Genomic DNA, 17063 nt, shown 5'->3' with positions numbered 1-17063 from the left:
CAGGAGCAGAATGGGTCGTCATGGAGGAGAGTTGGGGGGCCGAGAGTTGCTGACAGTCGACCTGGCATACCCGTTCGAGGGCCGCTGGCTGATCCAGAACAGCCCCGCGAATCGAGTGCCCAGTCATGGCACCACCCTGCTCGCTACGGCGTACTCGATCGACTTCGTCCCGGTCGACGAGGCCGGGCGATCGGCACCGATCACGTGGGAGTCGCTTCTGCGCCCGGAGCCAGCAGAGCGGTTTCCGGGCTTCGGGCGCCCCATCCTCGCCCCCGTCCAGGGCGTGGTCGTCCGCGTGCATGACACGGCGCCCGATCACGAGGCGTTCAGGGGGCTGCCGTCCGTCGGCTATGCGATCACTCAGCGCCGCAGGTTGGCAGCGGGTTGGGTGGAGCTGGCCGGCAACCACGTGATGATCGAAACGCGCGAAGGCCCGGTGGTCGCGGTCTGCCACCTGCAACGCGGCAGTGTCCAGGTGCAACGTGGTCAAAGCGTTCGGGTGGGCGAGAGCCTCGGGCGGTGCGGCAACTCAGGCAATAGCACCGAACCCCATGTCCACCTTCAGGCCATGGACCGCTCGGACGTGTCCCACGCCGCCGCTGGCCCCCTCACCTTCGGCGGGCGCCTGCCCCGCAACGGCGAGATCATCGACGGCGGGTAGCAGCGACCGTCGGCGGGACGCGATCGCCGTACTAGCGTGGGGCACGTGAGCTTCGAGATCGTGCCCGCCACCCTCGCCCGCTTCGACGACGTCGCCACGATGCTCGGCCCCAAGAAGCCCACCTCGTCGGTGTGCTGGTGCCTGAGCCACCGCATCGACTCCAAGACCAACCGCGAGCTGGTCGGGCCGGCGCGCGGCGCGTACGTCAGGGAGCTGTGCGGGCGGCAGGTGGCGCCGGGCGTGCTGGCCTACGACGGCGACGAGGTCGTCGGATGGGCGGCCGTGGCGCCCCGCGCGGAGCTGCCGTTCGCCCGGTCGCGGAAGTACCCGCACGTCGACGAGCTCGAGGCCTGGTCGCTGTTCTGCGTCCGGGTGCGTCCCGGCCATCGTGGTCAGGGCATCGCGCACTCGCTCATCGAGGGCGCCACGACGTACGCCTTCGACCAGGGGGCCCCGGTGGTGGAGGGCTACCCCGCGGACAACGCGGGTGCCAAGGTCGACCTGACCATGGCCTACGTCGGCACCCGCAAGCTGTTCGAGGACGCGGGCTACACCAAGGTCGCCGACACCGACGCGGTCTCGGGCGGGTTCCCCCGCGTCGTGATGCGGCGGCTGGCCTGACCGGCTACCAGAGGTCCCCGTCGCGCCAGTCGCAGGTGAGCTCGCCGTCGAGGTCGAGGTCGGACCCGCCGAGCACGTAGATCGAGCTGTCGTCCGCTGGCGTCCGGGTGATGCCGTCCGGCGCGAGCACCGACGAGGGCCCACGCCAGAGCTGCCAGCCGCGCGACTCGTAGAGCGGGACCCCCGCCTCCGACGCCGACAGCGCCAGCACGTCGTACGCCGGAGCGAGCGACTCCAGCGCGGTCATGACCCGGTCCGCGTGCCCGCGGCGGGTGCGGTCCGGGCGGGTGGCGACGCTCTCGAGGTAGCCGGTGCGCAGCGAGCGGCCGGCGTGGAGCAGGCGGCGCATGACCAGCGCGCCGTGGGCGACGACCACGCCGTCCTCGACGACGAGCGCGTGCTGTCCACCGAGGGTGTGGCCCCAGTCCTGGTCGGTGAACTCCCGGAACGCCCCGTCCAGCAGCGCCCGGACTGCGTGCAGCTCCTCGGGGGTCATCTCGGCGGTGTGGCACATGACCAGCCGCGTCACCATCGGGTCACCACTGCGGAGGCCTCCGCTCCGACCAGGGCGCGGCGGCCTCGACCTGCGCGGACAGCGAGAGCAGCAGCTCCTCCTCGGCCGGGCGCGCGGCGAGCATGATCCCGACGGGCAGGCCGTCCGCCGTCCAGTGCAGCGGCAGCGAGACGGCCGGCATGCCGGTGACGTTCCACGCCGACGTCCAGGGCGTGAACGCCTTCTGCGCCTCGAAGTCGGCGGCCGGGTCCGCGTCGTCGCGCAGCGCCCCGACCGGGAGCGGCGGCGCGGCCAGCGTCGGCGTCAGCACCGCGTCGTACGGCGCCAGGGCGACCAGCGCGTCCGCGGCGAGGCGGCGCAGCGCTCCGATCGCCAGCCCGAACTCCGGCCCGCTCACAGCCCGCCCGCGCTCGGTGAGCCAGCGGGTGAGCGGCCGGAGCACCGGCTCCTGCTCCGGCGGGACCACCGAGAGCGCGGTCAGCACGGCCCAGCAGGTCTCGAAGACCGGCACGGCTTCGTGCGGCAGCGGGACGGCGATGTCGACGACGTCGTGGCCCAGCGACTCCAGCAGCCTCGAGGCGTCCTCGTAGGCGTTGACGCACTCGGGGTCGACGGGGATGTCGGCGATGACGGGGGTGATGAAGCGCGCGACCCGCAGGCGCCCCGGCTCGCGGTCGCAGGCGCTCAAGAAGGTCGTGGAGGGCGCAGGGGCCCAGGAGGGGTCACCCGGACGACGGCCGGCGAGCACGTCGAGCAGCGCGGCCGCGTCGCGCACGGTGCGGGCGATCGAGCCGGCGGTGGTCAGGCCGGTGGGGTCGCCGTACCTCGGCGAGCCCGAGATCCGCCCACGGGAAGGCTTGAGGCCGACCAGGCCGCAGCAGGAGGCCGGGATCCGGAGGGAGCCACCTCCGTCGGAGCCCTGCGCGAGCGGCACCAGCCCGGCGGCCACGGCCGCCGCGGCACCGCCGGAGCTGCCGCCGGCCATGCGGGTGCGGTCCCACGGCGTGACGGCCGGGGGCCGGCCCTCGGGCTCGGTGTAGCAGGGCGACCCGAACTCCGGCGTGGTGGTCTTGCCCAGGCTCACCAGTCCCGCGGCCTCCATGCCCAGCGTGACGCCGTCGGATATGTCCGGCACGAAGTCGGAGAAGGCCGCCGACCCGAACGTCGTGCGCACCCCCGCGGTCAGGTTCAGGTCCTTGATGGCGGTCGGGACGCCGTACAGCGGGCCAGCCGCCTCGCCTGGTGCCGGGAGCGAGCGCGCCCGCTCGCGCGCGAGGTCGGGGGTGAGCGTGACGAACGCGCCGACGTCGTCGAGACGGTCGGCGCGTTCGAGGTAGTGCTCGGTCAGCTCGGAGGGCGTCACCGCGCCCGAGCGGACCAGCGCCCCCTGCTCGAGGGCGGTCAGGTCGTGCAGCTCGGTCACGGGTCGAACCTAGCGACCCGGGGGCTCGGCGTCAGGCAGCGGCGGTGCGGAACGCGGCGAGCGAGTCGACGACGGCCTTCAGGCGGGCCAGGATGTCGGCGTCCTCGAGGACGTCGACGTCGATCGCGGACTGCGAGTGGACGGCACCGTCGACGACGACCGCTCCGGCGACGCCGAAGGACCGGACGGCGTCCTCGTGCGCCCACTTGCCGCCGTACGGCGTGGGGGTGGCGCCGACGACGCCGAACGGCTTGCCGCTCAGCGCGGCGGCACCGTAAGGGCGCGAGAGCCAGTCGATGGCGTTGTTGAGCACGGCCGGCATGGTGCCGTTGTACTCGGGGGTGACGGCCAGGACCGCGTCGGCGCCCGCGACGAGCTCGCGCAGCGCGACCGCGGTAGCCGGCGTCTCGCTGGCGTCCAGGTCCTCGTTGTAGAACGGCAGGTCGGCCAGGCCCTCGGCGATGTCCACGGTGACGCCCTCGGGCGCCTGGTCGCGCAGCGCCTCGGCGATGCGGCGGTTGAGGGAGTCGGCGCGGAGGCTGCCGACGAGGGCAACGATGCGGGTGGGGGTCTGAGTCATGCCACGCTAAACGGACTACGGTCCGGTTCTATTCCCGGGGCCTCCCCTTCCCTCGCGCCCTACAGTGCGAGTCATGGACGGGCTCCGATCGCTGCCGCTCCTCGACGACGGTCCCGTCGAGCGCAGCGACGCGGCCCGCAACCGCGAGGCGCTGCTCGCCGCCGCGAGCGAGCTCGTCCACGAGTCCGCCGGCGTGCAGGCGGTGACCATGGACGCCGTCGCCGCCCGCGCCGGGGTCGGCAAGGGCACCGTCTACCGGCGCTTCGAGAGCCGCGAGGGGCTGATGGCGGCCCTGCTCAACCGCTCCGAGACGGCCTGGCAGGCCTCGGTGCTGTCCGGCCCCCCACCGCTCGGTCCCGGCGCACCGCCGTTGGAGCGGCTGCTCGCCTTCGGGCACTCGCGCATGGAGACCAACCTGCTGCACGGCGAGCTGATCCAGGCCGCCGGTCAGGCCGGCTCCCGCGCCTACGCCGCCGTGTCGTTCACCGCCATGCACGTGCGGTACCTGCTCACCGAGATCGGGGTCGGCGGAGACGTGCCGATGCTGGCCACCGCGCTCCTCGCGCCGCTCGAGATCGTGATCCTGGAGCAGCAGCTCCACCTCGAGCAGATCCCGCTCGAGCGGATCCAGCACGGCTGGGACGACCTCGTACGGCGCGTGGTCTCAGGCGGTGTGGAGGCGCCGCAGCCCGTAGGTGAGCCCGTCGACAAGCGCACCCCAGGAGGCCTCGATCACGTTGTGACCGACCCCGACGGTCACCCATGACGACGCGCCGTCGGTGGTCTCGATGAGCACCCGGGTGATCGCGTCGGTGCCGTGGCCCTGGTCGAGGATCCGCACCTTGTAGTCGATCAGCTCGAACTTCGCGACCTCGGGGAACGCCTGCACGATCGCCGAGCGCAGCGCCGAGTCGAGGGCGTTGACCGGCCCGTTGCCCTCGCCGGTGACGACGTAGCGCACGCCCGCGGCCTGGAGCTTCACGGTGGCCTCCGAGACCGCTTCCTCCCCCACCTGCGCGTGGGTGAGCGTCTCGGTGATCACCCGCCACGACTCGACCTCGAAGTACGACGGGCGCGCGCCCTCGACCTCCTCGACCAGCAGCAGCTCGAACGACGCGTCGGCCGCCTCGAAGGTGTAGCCCCGCTGCTCGAGCTCCTTGACCCGCGCGGTCACGCGGCCCACGAGCTCGCGGTCCCCGGACAGGTCGAAGCCGAGCTCCTTGCCCTTGAGCTCGATCGAGGCCCGACCGGCCATGTCGGAGATCAGCAGCCGCATGTCGTTGCCGACGCCGACCGGGTCCATGTGCTGGTAGAGGTTCGGGTCGACCTTGATCGCGCTCGCGTGCAGGCCGGCCTTGTGCGCGAACGCCGACGTCCCGACGTAAGGCTGCCGGGAGGCGGGCGGGAAGTTGGTCACCTCGGCGACCGCGTGGGCGATCCGGGTGGACTCGCGCAGCAGCCCCTGCGGAAGGACCTCGCGCTCCAGCTTGAGCTCGAGGTTGGCCACGACCGTGACCAGGTCGGCGTTGCCGGTGCGCTCGCCGTAGCCGTTGATGCAGCCCTGCACGTGGCTGGCGCCGGCGTCGACCGCGGCCAGGGTGTTGGCGACCGCGCAGCCGGTGTCGTTGTGGCAGTGGATGCCGACCCGCACGCCGGTCGACTCGATGACGTCGTGCACGACGTCGGAGACCCACGGCGGCAGCATCCCGCCGTTGGTGTCGCACAGCGCGATCACCTCGGCGCCGGCGCCGTAGGCCGTGCGCAGCACCTCGAGCGCGTAGTCGCGGTTGGCGCGGTAGCCGTCGAAGAAGTGCTCGGCGTCCAGGAACACCTGCTGCCCCTCGGCCCTGAGGTGGCTCACGGTGTCGCGGATCATCTCGAGGTTCTCCTCGAGGGTGGTGCGCAGCGCCAGCTCGACGTGGCGGTCGTGCGACTTCGCGACGAGCGTGACGACCCCGGCGCCGCTGTCGCGCAGGGCGGCGACCTGGGGGTCGTCGGCGGCGCGCACCCCGGCCTTGCGCGTGGCCCCGAACGCCGCCAGCTTCGCGTGCCGCAGGTCCAGCTCCTGGCTCGCGCGGCGGAAGAACTCGGTGTCCTTGGGGTTCGCCCCCGGCCAGCCGCCCTCGATGTAGCCGACGCCCAGGCCGTCCAGCTGCCGCGCGATGGTGAGCTTGTCGGCGACGGAGAGGTTGAGGCCCTCCTGCTGTGCGCCGTCGCGCAGGGTGGTGTCGTAGACGTGGAAGGCGCCGTGCAGGTCCATCGGATCACTCTCGGGTCGGGTACGGGGAGACGATTTGGGCACAAAAAAACCTCTCGGAGTACGAGAGGCGGCGCATCGGGCGAGGGGCTCGATGCGCTAGGAAATGATGATGCGGTGCTGCTGCATGGAGCCCATCGTGCCATGCCGGCCGCACCGGGGACAGCGGTCTCGCGATCCGGGCCTCAGCGAGACGACGTGTACGACGCGAACGGCTGGTCCTGCGCCGGCGACCAGGTGGTCCCCGCACCGGCCGCGCGCAGGCCGAGCCCGGCCGCCAGGACCAGGAGCGCGACCATCGCGACCGACCAGGCGCCCTGGGTGCGGGCGAGCGGGTGGACCACCCGCGAGACCGGCCGGCGCACCCGACTCCCGCCCGGACCCCACCACAGCGAGACCGCGAGCACCAGCCCCATCACGAACAGCATCGGCTGTACGCTCGCCGCCAGCGCGTAGCCGACCAGCGCCGCCGAGACGGCGAGGCCGGCGCTCCACGTCAGCAACATCAAGGTGCCGCCGACCGACTGCACGAGGTGCCACGGTGCACCGAGCAGCACCTGCGGTCCGTCGTACCACCTCCGGCCGCGGCGCAGCCGTCGGTCGCCCGCCGCGCTCGCCGCGAGCGAGCCACTGCGCAGCAGCCAGACGACCAGGCAGACCAGCGCGGCCACGACCCACGGGGCCAGGCTCAGCCCGGCGCCCAGGGCCACCGCGGCCCCACCCAGCAGCGTCGCGCGCCGCACGCGCTCGCCGAACCCCACCTGCGGGGGCGGCGCGGGCTCCTGCCACTCCTGGGCCCACTCCTGGGCCCAGGGCTGCGGGTCGACCCGGGGCTCCTGCGGCAGCACCCGGGTCGGTCGCGGCTCCTCCCGCTCGACCGCGGTCGGCGCCTCGGCGGCCTGCGCCCCGGCGAGCGCCAGCGGGATCGTGAAGATGTCCTCGGGACCGGTCGGCACCGGCGGTACGGCGGTCCGTGGCCCGGTCGTCTGGGGGCGCAGCCATCCCAGGATCGCGTCCAGGTCCGGGCGCCGCTCGGGCTCGGGGTCCAGGGCGGCCTCGACCAGCTGGCGCAGCGCGTAGGGCAGGCCGGTCAGGTCGTGCTGGCCGCGGCGGACCCGGTCCATGATCGCCATGCTCGGCCCGCGCCCGAACGGCGGGTTGCCGGTGCCGGCGTAGGCGACGGTCGCCGCCCAGGAGTGGATGTCCGAGGCGGCGGTGGCGTCGTCGCCGTACAGGATCTCGGGGGCGAGGTAGCCCGGGGTGCCCAGGAGCCAGCCGGTGTGGGTGAGCTTCGGGTCGTCGGCGACACGGGCCAGCCCGAAGTCGATCAGGATCGGCGTGCGCCCCTCCATCAGCACGTTGGAGGGCTTGATGTCACGGTGCAGGACGCCGACCGCGTGCACGGAGGCCAGGCCCTCGGCCAGGCAGCCGGCGAACCAGATCAGGTTGGGCCCCTCGATCGGGCCCTCCTCCACGACGTGGTCGTGCAGCGAGAGGCCCGGCACGTAGCGGGTGGCGACGTACGGCACCGGCGCCCACGGGTCGGCGTCGACGATCTCGGCCACCCAGCGGCTGCGGATGCGCTGCAGCGAGTTGACCTCGCGGGCGAAGCGGGCCCGCGCCTCGTCGTCGCCGACGATGTGGGGGCGCAGCATCTTGAGCGCGACCCGGGGGCCGCCGTCCTGGCGGGCCAGGTGGACGACTCCCATGCCGCCCTCGCCGATCTTGGAGAGCAGCGTGTAGGGCCCGACCCGGTCGCGGCTGGGCGCGCCGGCGCGCGGCAGCGGGGTCACCGGAAGCTCGGACACAGGGACGAATCTACCCGTGTCCCCCGGAACCCCGCCGCCGCGACAGGCCGCGCTAGTCGGCGGCCTGCACGGCCGGCACCAGCGCGTCGACGAACGCGTCGAGGCCCCAGGTGAGCGAGAGCGCGGTCGGCGGCGAGACCGACGAGACGACGTCCTCGCCGACGACGGTGGCCACGCGGTCCTCCTGGAACTGCGACATCGCCTGGTACGTCGGGTCCTTCTCGATCGTGGCCGCGACGTCCTCGTTGGCGGCGTACGACAGGAGCACGTCGGAGGTCAGCCGGTCGACCACCTCGGTGCTGATCGTGTAGTAGAACGTGGACTCCTCGGTGTCGAGCTCGTCGACGCTGGGCGCCAGCTCGAAGCCGAGGTCCTCCAGGAACTCCACGCGCGGGTCGGCGCCGCGGTAGACGTAGAAGGCGCTCGGGTCGATGGCCACGGCGGCGATGGTCTTGCCCTCGAACTCCGGGTGCTCCTCGGCCGCGGCCGCCACCTCGGCGTCGATGTCGGCGAGGACCTCCTCGGCCTTCTCGGGCTCGCCCAGAGCCTCACCGACGGTGGTGATGACCTCGCGCCACGGGGTCGCCCAGGGCTGGTCGGGGTAGGCCACCGTGTCGGCGATCTTGGACAGCTTCTCGTAGTCGGCCTCGGTGATGCCGGAGTAGTTGGCCAGGATCAGGTCGGGCTTGGCGGCGAGGATCTCCTCGAACGGCGGGGACTCGCCCGGCGTCAGGGTCGTGGGCTTGTCGTCGCCGGACTCGGCGAACGCCTCCTCCTGCCAGGGCATGAAGCCCTCCTCGTTGGCGCCGTAGGCCAGCTTCTCCATGGCCACCGGCGTCACGCCGAGGGCGAGCGCGGCGTCGGCGGTGCCCCAGCCCCAGGTCACGACGCGCTCGGGGCGCTCGTCGATCTCGGTCTCCCCGAAGGCGTGCTCGATGGTGACCGGCTCGAAGGCGCCGCCGCTCTCGGAGGTCCCGTCGTCCTGGGAGTCCTCGGACTCCGAGCCGCAGGCGGCCAGGGGCAGCGCGAGGAGCGCGGCGGCGAGCGGTGCGACGATGCGCGAGACGGTACGGCGGGGGCGGTGCGGGAGACGGCTCACGTCACTCCTCGATGAGAGTCATGGTTAGGTCAGGCATACCTTACTTGATGCTCGCCCGTCTCCCGAACCCTTCCCAGCGTCCGATCGGGACGACCATCGGCGAGCCGGTCACGGGGTCGGCCAGCACCCGCGACTCGAGCCCGAACGCCTCGCGCACGCACTCGGCGTCGAGCACCTCCGCGGGCGCACCGCACCGCAGGATCCGGCCCTCCTTCATCACCACGAGCTGGGAGGCGTAGCGGGCGGCGAGGTTGAGGTCGTGCAGCACCATGACGACCGTCGTGCCGCGCTCGGCGTTGAGCTCGGCGAGCAGGTCGAGGACCTCGACCTGGTGGGCGATGTCCAGGTACGTCGTCGGCTCGTCGAGCAGCATGATCCCGGGATCCTGGGCCAGCATCATCGCGATCCAGACCCGCTGCCGCTGACCGCCGGAGAGCTCGTCGACGCGCCGCTCGGCGAGCTCGTGGGTGTCGGTGAGCGCGAGCGCGTGCGAGACCGCCTCGGCGTCGTCGGCGCTCCAGCGACGGAAGGCACCTTGGTGCGGGTGGCGCCCGCGCCCCACGAGGTCGGCGACGGTGATGCCGTCGGGCGCCGAGGGCTGCTGCGGCAGCAGGCCCAGACGGGTGGCGACGTCGCGCGGGCGGATCCGGCGCAGGTCCGTCCCGTCCAGCTCGACGCGACCCCGGGTGGGGCGCATGATCCGGCCCAGACCGCGCAGCAGCGTGGACTTGCCGCACCCGTTGGCGCCGACGATCGCCGTGATCTCACCCGCCGGGACGGTGAAGTCCACCCCGTGCACGACGGTGCGCCGGTCGTAGGCGAGGTGCACGTCGTGGGCGACCAGGCTCATGGGCTGCTCCTTCACGAGCTGCGGGTGCGTCCGGCCACCATCAGCCAGATCAGGTAGGGGCCGCCCACGGCGCCGGTGACGACGCCGACGGGCACGGACAGGTCGATGGGCAGGACGGCGGGCAGCAGGTGCTGGGCCGCGACGTCGGCGCCGACCACGAGCACCACCCCGACCAGGGCCGACTGCACCAGGGCCAGCGAGCCGTCGCCGAGCAGCCGCCGGGCCACGGGGGCGGCGACCAGCGCGACGAACGCGACCGGGCCTGCGGCCGCCGTCGCCGCGCACGCCAGCGCGACCCCGAGGGCGATGACCGCGCCCCGGGCGAGCTCGGGCCGCAGCCCGAGTGCGGCGGCCTGCTCGTCGCCGAGGAGCAGCAGGTCGAGGCCGCGCGCGGCCAGCGCCACGAGCGGCGCCAGCACCGCCACGGCGAGGGCGAGCGTCGCGACCAGGTCCCAGTCGGCCTGCGCCAGGCTGCCGGTCATCCACAGCAGCGCCGCCTGCGCCTCGCGGACCTCGCTGCGGGTCAGCAGGTAGCCGACGACGCTGGTGCACACGTAGGCCACACCGATCCCCGACAGCACGAACCGGTGGCCGGTCAGCCCACCGCGCCACGCCACGGCGTACAGGAGCAGGCCGACGGCGGCGCCCCCGGCGAAGGCCGCGACCGAGACCCACAGGCCGGTGACCCCGCCGAGCAGGAGCGCGGCGACCGCCCCGGCGCTGGCCCCCTGGGAGACGCCGATGACGTCGGGGCTGGCCAGCGGGTTGCGCAGCACGGACTGGAAGAGCGCGCCGGCCAGGCCGAACGCCACGCCGACGAGGATGCCGAGCGTGAGCCGGGGCAGGCGCAGGTCGAAGACCACGAACCGGGCCGGCTCCTCGTCGCTGCCGGCCAGCGCGCCCACGACCTGGGCGGCCGAGAGCCGGAAGTCCCCTAGCATCAGCGCCACCACGGCGAGGGTGGCGGCCACGAGCAGCAGGGCCAGCGTGACGGCGGTCGTGCGGGCCCGGCGCCGCAGCCGGGAGGCGCGCAGGCCCTCGCGTGCCACCGCCTCGGGTGCCGCGAGGCTGCTCACGCGGCCACGCTCCGCGAGCGGCGTACGAGCACCAGCAGGACCGGGGTCCCGACCAGGGCGACGACCAGTCCCGCCTCCAGCTCGCCGGGCACCAGCAGGCGCCCGACGATGTCGGCGACCAGCAGCAGGAGCGGCCCGATCAGGATCGACAGCACGACCAGCCAGCGGTAGTCGGGCCCGACGACGACCCGGGCGACGTGGGGCACGACCAGCCCGACGAAGGCGATCGGCCCGACCAGCGACACGGCCGAGCCGCACAGCAGGACCACGGCGAGCACGACGAGCAGCCGGCCGCGCACGACGTCCTGGCCGAGGCCGCGCGCCACGTCGTCGCCCAGGGCCAGCGCGTTGAGGACCCGGCCGGCGGCCAGCGCCAGCAGCAGGCCCACGCCGACGAACGGCAGCACCGAGGCGAGGGCGTCCAGCGACCGGTTCGCGAGCGAGCCGACCTGCCAGAAGCGGTACTCCTGGAGCGTGTGACGATCGGTCAGCAGCACCAGGGTGATGAGCGAGGTCGCCGTGGCGGTGACGGCGGCGCCGACCAGGGCCAGCTTGACCGGGGTGACGCCCTCCCAGCCGACCGACGCCGCGCCGTACACGATCACCGCCGCGACGGCGGCGCCCAGGAACGCGAACCACACGTAGCCGTCCACGGAGGTCACGTGGAAGCCGGCGATGGCGACGATGACCGCCAGCGACGCCCCCGAGTTGAGCCCGAGGAGGCCGGGGTCGGCGATGGGGTTACGCGTCACGCCTTGCATGAGCGCGCCCGCCGCGCCGAGGGCGGCGCCGCCCATGAGCCCGATCAGCGTGCGGGGCACGCGCTCGGTGCGCACCACCCCGTGGTCGTTGTCCCCCGCCACCGGCGAGACGAGCGCGTCCCAGACCTGGCCGGCGGGGATGTCGCGCACCCCCCACATCAGGCTGGCCAGGGCCACGACGGCCAGCAGCAGGAGCAGGACGGCGACCGCGAGCAGGCCGCGAACGGCGGTGCGCGGGCGCCCGGACGCGGCGGGCGGGCGCGCGGGGACGAGCACGGACACGGTCGCCTCCTCGTCTCGCCCCTCTAGTTAGGCAAGGGTAACCACCGCAGCGCCGGCGACCTCTCGCGGTTGTCATATCAACGATGCCTGATAGGTTGGGTGACATGAACCTCACCCCCGCCGACCACCTGGGCGCGGTCGAGCGTGCGCTCACGACGATCACCCGCGACGGCCGGGAGCTGCGGCTGCTCACGGTCACCCGCACCTACGACGCGAGCCTGGACGACGTCTGGGACGCGCTCACCACGCGCGAGCGGATCACGCGCTGGATGATGCCCGTGTCCGGCGACCTCGAGGTCGGCGGCCGCTACCAGCTCGAGGGCAACGCCGGCGGCGAGGTGCTCGAGTGCGTCCCGCCCGAGCGGCTCGCGCTCACCTGGGAGTACGACGGCCAGGTGAGCTGGGTCGACCTGAGCCTGCGCCCGACCGAGAGCGGCACGCTGCTGCAGCTGGACCACTCGGCCCCCGTGCCGCCGGAGATGTGGGAGCAGTTCGGCCCCGGAGCGGTCGGCATCGGCTGGGAGATGGGGCTCATGGGCCTGGCCGAGCACCTGGCCGCGCCGGACGCGGAGCGCCCGCCGCGCGAGACGGTGCCCGACCTGGGCGAGTACCTGTGGGCCTCCAGCGCCGCGTGGGGCGAGGTCGACATCAGCGCCGGCGCCGACCCGGAGACCGCCCGCGCGGCCGCCCGCCGTACCGCCGAGGCGTACACGGCCGCGCCCGAGGACTGAGGTGCACGCCCTCGACGTCCTCGGAGACCCCGTCCGCCGCCGCATCCTCGAGCTGCTCGCGGACGGCGAGCGGTCGGCGGGGGCGGTGGTCGAGGTGATCTCGGCGGAGTTCGGGATCGGGCAGCCGGCGGTGTCGATGCAGCTCAAGGTCCTGCGCGAGCACGGCTTCACCGACGTGCGCGCCGAGGGGCGTCGCCGCATCTACGCCGTCGCCGCCGGCCCCCTGGCCGAGGTCGACGCCTGGCTCGCGCCGTTCCGCGCCTTCTGGGAGCAGCGCCTCGATGCCCTGGACACCGAGCTCCGCCGCGGGCACCGTGCGCACCGCTGACCCGTCAGAAAGTCTCTGACGGGTCAGCGGTCGTTGCTACAGGCCGAGGCCGAGCTGGGACAGGATCCGGTTGAGCAGCAGGACCAGCCTCCCCAACAGACCGTCGAGGCCCCCGTCGAGCAGTCCCGTCACCGCGCAGAGCAGGTTGCCGAGCAGGTTGCCGGCCCCCGTCGCCGCGATGATGGTGAGGACGACCCGGTCCAGGTGGACGCGCAGACCGAGCAGGTCCAGGTCGAGCGGGCCGAGGACCAGGTCCAGGATGTCGCAGGTCGCCCGGGCGTTGACGCTCCTGCCCGCCTTGACGGGCGCCCCGCCGATGGACTTGACCCGCATGGTGCGCATGGCCGAGAACGTCCGGGTGGACCCGTCGGCGTTGTGGACGACGCCTTGGATCAGGCCGCGCACGAACACCTTGCCGTCGCGCTTGACGAAGCGCATCGGCACGAAGTCGCCCGTGACCCGGCGACCGTTGCCGGTGGTGCCGACGACGCGCGAGCGGAGCTTGCCCTGGGGCGTGGAGGCGACGACCGACCTGTCGGAGGCGGCGGCACCGGAGGGAGCCGCGGAGGCGGACGCCCCCGAGGCGAGAGCCAGGCTGAGGCTCATGGTGAGGGCGACGAGGATCGCCACCCCCGCGGTCGGAATGCCGGTTCTACTGTGCTGCACCTTCATGTGGGTTTCCCTCCCGAGTGAAGGCCAGGCCCTGGAGTAACCCAACCGCACGGCGACGCCGTACGGCTCGACAGTAGGCCCGTGTGACCTGGGTCACCTCACCCGGACGGGTCAGTCCGCCTCAGACGATGCGGTGCATCCAGCCGAAGGTGTCCTCGGCGCGGCCGTACTGCACGTCCACCAGCGCCTGACGCACCCGCATGGTCAGGTCGGTGCTGGCCGGAGCCGGCACCTCTCCCCCGTCCCACTTCAGCGAGCCCACCGGGGTGACGACCGCGGCGGTGCCGCAGGCGAAGATCTCGGTGATCCGGCCGCTGGTGACGCCCTCGCGCCACTCGTCGATCGAGAAGCGGCGCTCCTCGACCTGGTGGCCCAGCTTGCCGGCGAGCTCGATGATGCTGTCGCGGGTGATGCCCTCGAGGATGGTGCCGGTCTCGGGCGTGACGATCCGGCCGTCGTCGTGGACGAAGTAGAGGTTCATCCCGCCGAGCTCCTCGACGTACCTGCCCTCCTGGGCGTCCAGGAAGACCACCTGGTCACAGCCCTGGTCCGTCGCCTCCTGCTGCGCGACCAGCGAGCTCGCGTAGTTGCCGCCGGTCTTGGCTGCACCCATGCCGCCGCGACCGGCGCGCGTGTAGTCCTCGGTCAGCCAGAGCGTCACCGGCTTGACGCCGCCCTTGAAGTAGGAGCCCGCCGGGCTGGCGATCACCAGGAACGTGACGTGCTGCGCGGGGCGCACGCCGAGGAACACCTCGGTGGCGATCATGAACGGGCGCAGGTAGAGGCTCTTCTCCCCCGCCGGGTCCGGGACCCAGCGCTGGTCGACCTCCACGAGCGCGTCCACGGCCTGCATGAAGTCGGCGACCGGCAGCTCGGGCAGCGCCAGCCGCTGGCTCGAGCGCACCATGCGGGCGGCGTTCTCCTCGGGCCGGAAGGACCACACGGAGCCGTCGTCGTGGCGGTAGGCCTTCATCCCCTCGAAGGTCTCCTGCGCGTAGTGCAGGACCGCGGTCGCGGGGTCCAGCGAGAGCGGGCCGTAGGGCTCGATCCGCGCGCGGTGCCAGCCGGCGTCCGGCGTCCACTCCACCAGGAACATGTGGTCGGTGAAGTGGGTGCCGAAGCCGGGGTTGGCCAGGATCTCCGCGAGCCGGGCCTCGTCGACGGGGGTGGTGCTGGTGGTGGTGCTGATCTGCATGGATCTCACGGTATCCGACCCTTCGGGTCTGGTGGACGGGTGCGGGCGGCGTCAGCCGCCTACTCGCGACGCGATGGCGTCCCCGACCTCGGAGGTACGGCGCACGGTGCCGGGCGTGCGGTCGGCCAGGTCGGCGATGACCGCGGCCTCGACGACCGCGGCGGCGTCGGTGTGCCCGAGGTGGTCCAGCAGCAGCGACACCGAGAGGATCGCGGCGGTGGGGTCGGCCTTCTGCTGGCCCGCGATGTCCGGCGCGGAGCCGTGGACCGGCTCGAACATCGACGGCGCGGTCCGGTCGGGGTTGATGTTGCCGGACGCGGCCAGGCCGATGCCGCCGGTGATGGCGGCGGCGAGGTCGGTGATGATGTCGCCGAAGAGGTTGTCGGTGACGATCACGTCGAAGCGGGACGGGTCGGTGGTCATGAAGATCATGGCCGCGTCGATGTGCATGTAGTCGACGCTCACCTCGGGGAACTCGCGGGCGACCTCCTGGGTCAGGCGCCACCACACGGAGCCGGCGTTGACGAGCACGTTGGTCTTGTGGAGCAGGGTGAGCTTCTGGCGAGGACGCCGCTGGGCGCGCGCGAACGCGTCGCGCACGACCCGCTCCACGCCGAACGCGGTGTTGACCGAGACCTCGGTGGCGATCTCGTGCGGCGTACCGACCCGCAGGGCCCCGCCGTTGCCCGTGTAGGGGCCTTCGGTGCCCTCGCGGACCACGACGAAGTCGACGTCGCCGGGGTTGGCGAGGGGCGAGGCCACGCCCGGGAAGATGCGCGAGGGGCGCAGGTTGACGTAGTGGTCGAGCTCGAAGCGCAGTCGCAGCAGCAGCCCGCGCTCGAGGATGCCCGGCGGGAGGTTCGGGTCGTTGGGCTTGCCGCCGACCGCGCCGAGGAGGATGGCGTCGTGCTCGCGGATCTCGCCGAGCACGGAGTCGGGCAGCACCTCGCCGGTCGCGAGGTAGCGCTCCGCCCCGAGGTCGTAGCGGGTGGGCTCGAACTTCACACCCGCGGGCGCGGCCACCTCGAGGACCTTGAGCGCCTCGGCGGTGACCTCCTGGCCGATCCCGTCGCCGGGGATCACGGCGAGCTTGAGGGTGCCGGAAGAGGTCGAGTCAGTGGTCGTCATGGCGCAGAGGCTAGTTGTCGTCGGGGCGCTGACCGCCATTGTCTCGCAGGTCAAGCGAGGCTTGGACCGCCTCGTGGCTGCGCGGGTTCTCAGGGTGGTGCTGGGCCGGGCCCCACTCGGGGTACATGTCGTACATGTCGCTGCTCCTGGTTCTGGATCGGTCGGGACGGAAGGTCAGACGGACCGTCTGCGCTCCGCCGCAGGAGAGGCGGGACCCACGGATCGCGTGGGAGATGCGTGACCGAGCAGGATGCGGATCGCGCGAACGCTGATCGGGATCCTGCGGCGGAGCGAGAGACGAGGGAAGAGACCGCACAACGCCGCTCACCGCGGCGAGGTGGCCTCTATGTGCAGTGGATTACTGCTTGGCCTCGCCGCGGCGCACGATAAGTACGAAAACGCTCCGCATGGTGAGGCGAGACTAAGGGACGACGTGACGGCGCGGCCACCGGTTGGCCGGAACTGGTCACATGTCGAGACGCTCGTCCCAAGATGAAAGACTCCCCACATGAGCGCCCCACCTGAGCTTCCCGACGTGGTGAGCCGCGCCTTCGCCGTCTCCCGCAAAGCCGGCTACGTCTCGTTCTGCCGCAACGAGACCGGCCGGCTGCTCGCCATGCTGGCCGCGACCCGGTCCGGCACGATGGCGGAGTTCGGCACCGGCTGCGGCGTCGGCACCGCCTGGCTGCGCTCCGGAGTCCGCGGCGACGCCCGGATCGTGACCGCCGAGCTCGACGCCAAGCTGGCCACGGCCGCGGCCGCGATCTTCTCCGACGACCCGCAGGTCGAGGTGCTGGCCGCCGACTGGTCCACGCTGCTGGACAAGGGCCCCTTCTCGCTGCTGTTCCTCGACGCCGGCCAGCCCAACGAGGTGGGCGTCGACGCCGTCGCCGACCTGGTCGAGGACGGCGGCATCGTGGTCCTCGACGACTTCGTCCCCTGCGAGATGTGGCCCCCCGTCAGCGGCGGCCGGGTCGACACCCTGCGCGAGCGCTGGCTCACCGACGAGCGCTTCACCGCCGTCGAGGTGATGGTCGCCCCCGACGCCAGCACGATCGTGGCCACCAAGCGCTGACC

At 72.9% G+C, this 17063-nt stretch carries 18 protein-coding genes; 6 read left to right on the top strand and 12 right to left on the bottom strand.

Annotation, left to right across the window (positions count from 1 at the left end; all coding sequences use genetic code 11):
- Positions 1–46: 46 nt before the first annotated feature.
- Complete coding sequence (locus LQ940_RS06730) at positions 47–661, top strand: M23 family metallopeptidase (protein WP_231242228.1); 615 nt, start codon at positions 47–49, stop codon at positions 659–661.
- Between the two features lie 45 nt (positions 662–706).
- Positions 707–1282, top strand: a complete 576-nt coding sequence (locus LQ940_RS06725; RefSeq protein WP_231242227.1) for a GNAT family N-acetyltransferase — start codon at positions 707–709, stop codon at positions 1280–1282.
- 4 nt (positions 1283–1286) lie between these two features.
- Here LQ940_RS06725 and LQ940_RS06720 read toward each other — a convergent pair whose 3' ends face one another.
- From LQ940_RS06720 to LQ940_RS06710, 3 genes are read right to left on the bottom strand one after another with little or no spacing between them, the layout of a single operon-like run.
- Positions 1287–1814, bottom strand: a complete 528-nt coding sequence (locus LQ940_RS06720) for a GNAT family N-acetyltransferase (RefSeq protein WP_231242226.1) — start codon at positions 1812–1814, stop codon at positions 1287–1289.
- A gap of 4 nt (positions 1815–1818) precedes the next feature.
- A complete protein-coding gene (locus LQ940_RS06715) occupies positions 1819–3219 on the bottom strand; it encodes an amidase (protein ID WP_231242225.1) in 1401 nt (466 codons plus the stop codon).
- 31 nt (positions 3220–3250) lie between these two features.
- Entirely contained in the window at positions 3251–3799 is a 549-nt protein-coding gene (locus LQ940_RS06710; RefSeq protein ID WP_231242224.1) for an NADPH-dependent FMN reductase, read from the bottom strand.
- A 73-nt stretch (positions 3800–3872) separates the two neighbouring features.
- Between LQ940_RS06710 and LQ940_RS06705 the strand changes: the two genes are divergently transcribed.
- The gene (locus LQ940_RS06705; RefSeq protein ID WP_231242223.1) at positions 3873–4565 is read left to right on the top strand and encodes a TetR/AcrR family transcriptional regulator; all 693 of its coding nucleotides are present in this window, start codon (positions 3873–3875) and stop codon (positions 4563–4565) included.
- Here LQ940_RS06705 and cimA read toward each other — a convergent pair.
- The 6 genes from cimA to LQ940_RS06675 all read right to left on the bottom strand — a co-directional run bounded on the left by cimA (position 4464) and on the right by LQ940_RS06675 (position 11932).
- Complete coding sequence (cimA, locus tag LQ940_RS06700; protein ID WP_231242222.1) at positions 4464–6059, bottom strand: citramalate synthase; 1596 nt, start codon at positions 6057–6059, stop codon at positions 4464–4466. The genes LQ940_RS06705 and cimA overlap by 102 nt on opposite strands.
- A 182-nt stretch (positions 6060–6241) precedes the next feature.
- Positions 6242–7864 carry a serine/threonine-protein kinase gene (locus tag LQ940_RS06695; protein WP_231242221.1) on the bottom strand — a complete coding sequence of 541 codons (1623 nt, stop codon included), beginning with the start codon at positions 7862–7864 and terminating at the stop codon, positions 6242–6244.
- 52 nt (positions 7865–7916) lie between these two features.
- A complete protein-coding gene (locus tag LQ940_RS06690; RefSeq protein ID WP_231242220.1) occupies positions 7917–8963 on the bottom strand; it encodes an iron-siderophore ABC transporter substrate-binding protein in 1047 nt (348 codons plus the stop codon).
- 40 nt (positions 8964–9003) lie between these two features.
- The gene (locus LQ940_RS06685; protein WP_231242219.1) at positions 9004–9813 is read right to left on the bottom strand and encodes an ABC transporter ATP-binding protein; all 810 of its coding nucleotides are present in this window, start codon (positions 9811–9813) and stop codon (positions 9004–9006) included.
- An 11-nt stretch (positions 9814–9824) separates the two neighbouring features.
- The gene (locus LQ940_RS06680) at positions 9825–10889 is read right to left on the bottom strand and encodes a FecCD family ABC transporter permease (RefSeq protein ID WP_231242218.1); all 1065 of its coding nucleotides are present in this window, start codon (positions 10887–10889) and stop codon (positions 9825–9827) included.
- Positions 10886–11932, bottom strand: coding sequence for a FecCD family ABC transporter permease (locus tag LQ940_RS06675; RefSeq protein WP_231242217.1), 1047 nt, complete (start codon positions 11930–11932; stop codon positions 10886–10888). The genes LQ940_RS06680 and LQ940_RS06675 overlap by 4 nt, the downstream gene beginning before the upstream one ends.
- Before the next feature lie 104 nt (positions 11933–12036).
- On the opposite strand from LQ940_RS06675, the gene LQ940_RS06670 reads away from it, so the two are divergent.
- Complete coding sequence (locus LQ940_RS06670) at positions 12037–12663, top strand: SRPBCC family protein (RefSeq protein WP_231242216.1); 627 nt, start codon at positions 12037–12039, stop codon at positions 12661–12663.
- Position 12664: 1 nt separating this feature from the next.
- Positions 12665–12991 carry an ArsR/SmtB family transcription factor gene (locus tag LQ940_RS06665; RefSeq protein WP_231242215.1) on the top strand — a complete coding sequence of 109 codons (327 nt, stop codon included), beginning with the start codon at positions 12665–12667 and terminating at the stop codon, positions 12989–12991.
- 36 nt (positions 12992–13027) lie between these two features.
- Here LQ940_RS06665 and LQ940_RS06660 read toward each other — a convergent pair whose 3' ends face one another.
- From LQ940_RS06660 to LQ940_RS06650, 3 genes are all read right to left on the bottom strand, one after another.
- Positions 13028–13663 carry a hypothetical protein gene (locus LQ940_RS06660; RefSeq protein ID WP_231242214.1) on the bottom strand — a complete coding sequence of 212 codons (636 nt, stop codon included), beginning with the start codon at positions 13661–13663 and terminating at the stop codon, positions 13028–13030.
- 121 nt (positions 13664–13784) lie between these two features.
- Positions 13785–14858, bottom strand: a complete 1074-nt coding sequence (locus LQ940_RS06655; protein WP_231242213.1) for a branched-chain amino acid aminotransferase — start codon at positions 14856–14858, stop codon at positions 13785–13787.
- A 51-nt stretch (positions 14859–14909) separates the two neighbouring features.
- Positions 14910–15986: a 3-isopropylmalate dehydrogenase gene (locus LQ940_RS06650; protein ID WP_231242212.1), complete on the bottom strand. Its 1077-nt coding sequence runs from the start codon at positions 15984–15986 to the stop codon at positions 14910–14912.
- A 508-nt stretch (positions 15987–16494) separates the two neighbouring features.
- Between LQ940_RS06650 and LQ940_RS06645 the strand changes: the two genes are divergently transcribed.
- On the top strand, positions 16495–17061 hold the full coding sequence (locus tag LQ940_RS06645) for an O-methyltransferase (protein ID WP_231242211.1): 567 nt from the start codon (positions 16495–16497) through the stop codon (positions 17059–17061).
- Positions 17062–17063 lie beyond the last annotated feature (2 nt).

The organism is Nocardioides sp. cx-173, from assembly GCF_021117365.1.
Taxonomy (GTDB): Bacteria; Actinomycetota; Actinomycetes; order Propionibacteriales; family Nocardioidaceae; genus Nocardioides.
Note: the sequence above shows the minus strand (reverse complement) of the source record. Positions and strands in the feature narration are given on the sequence as shown.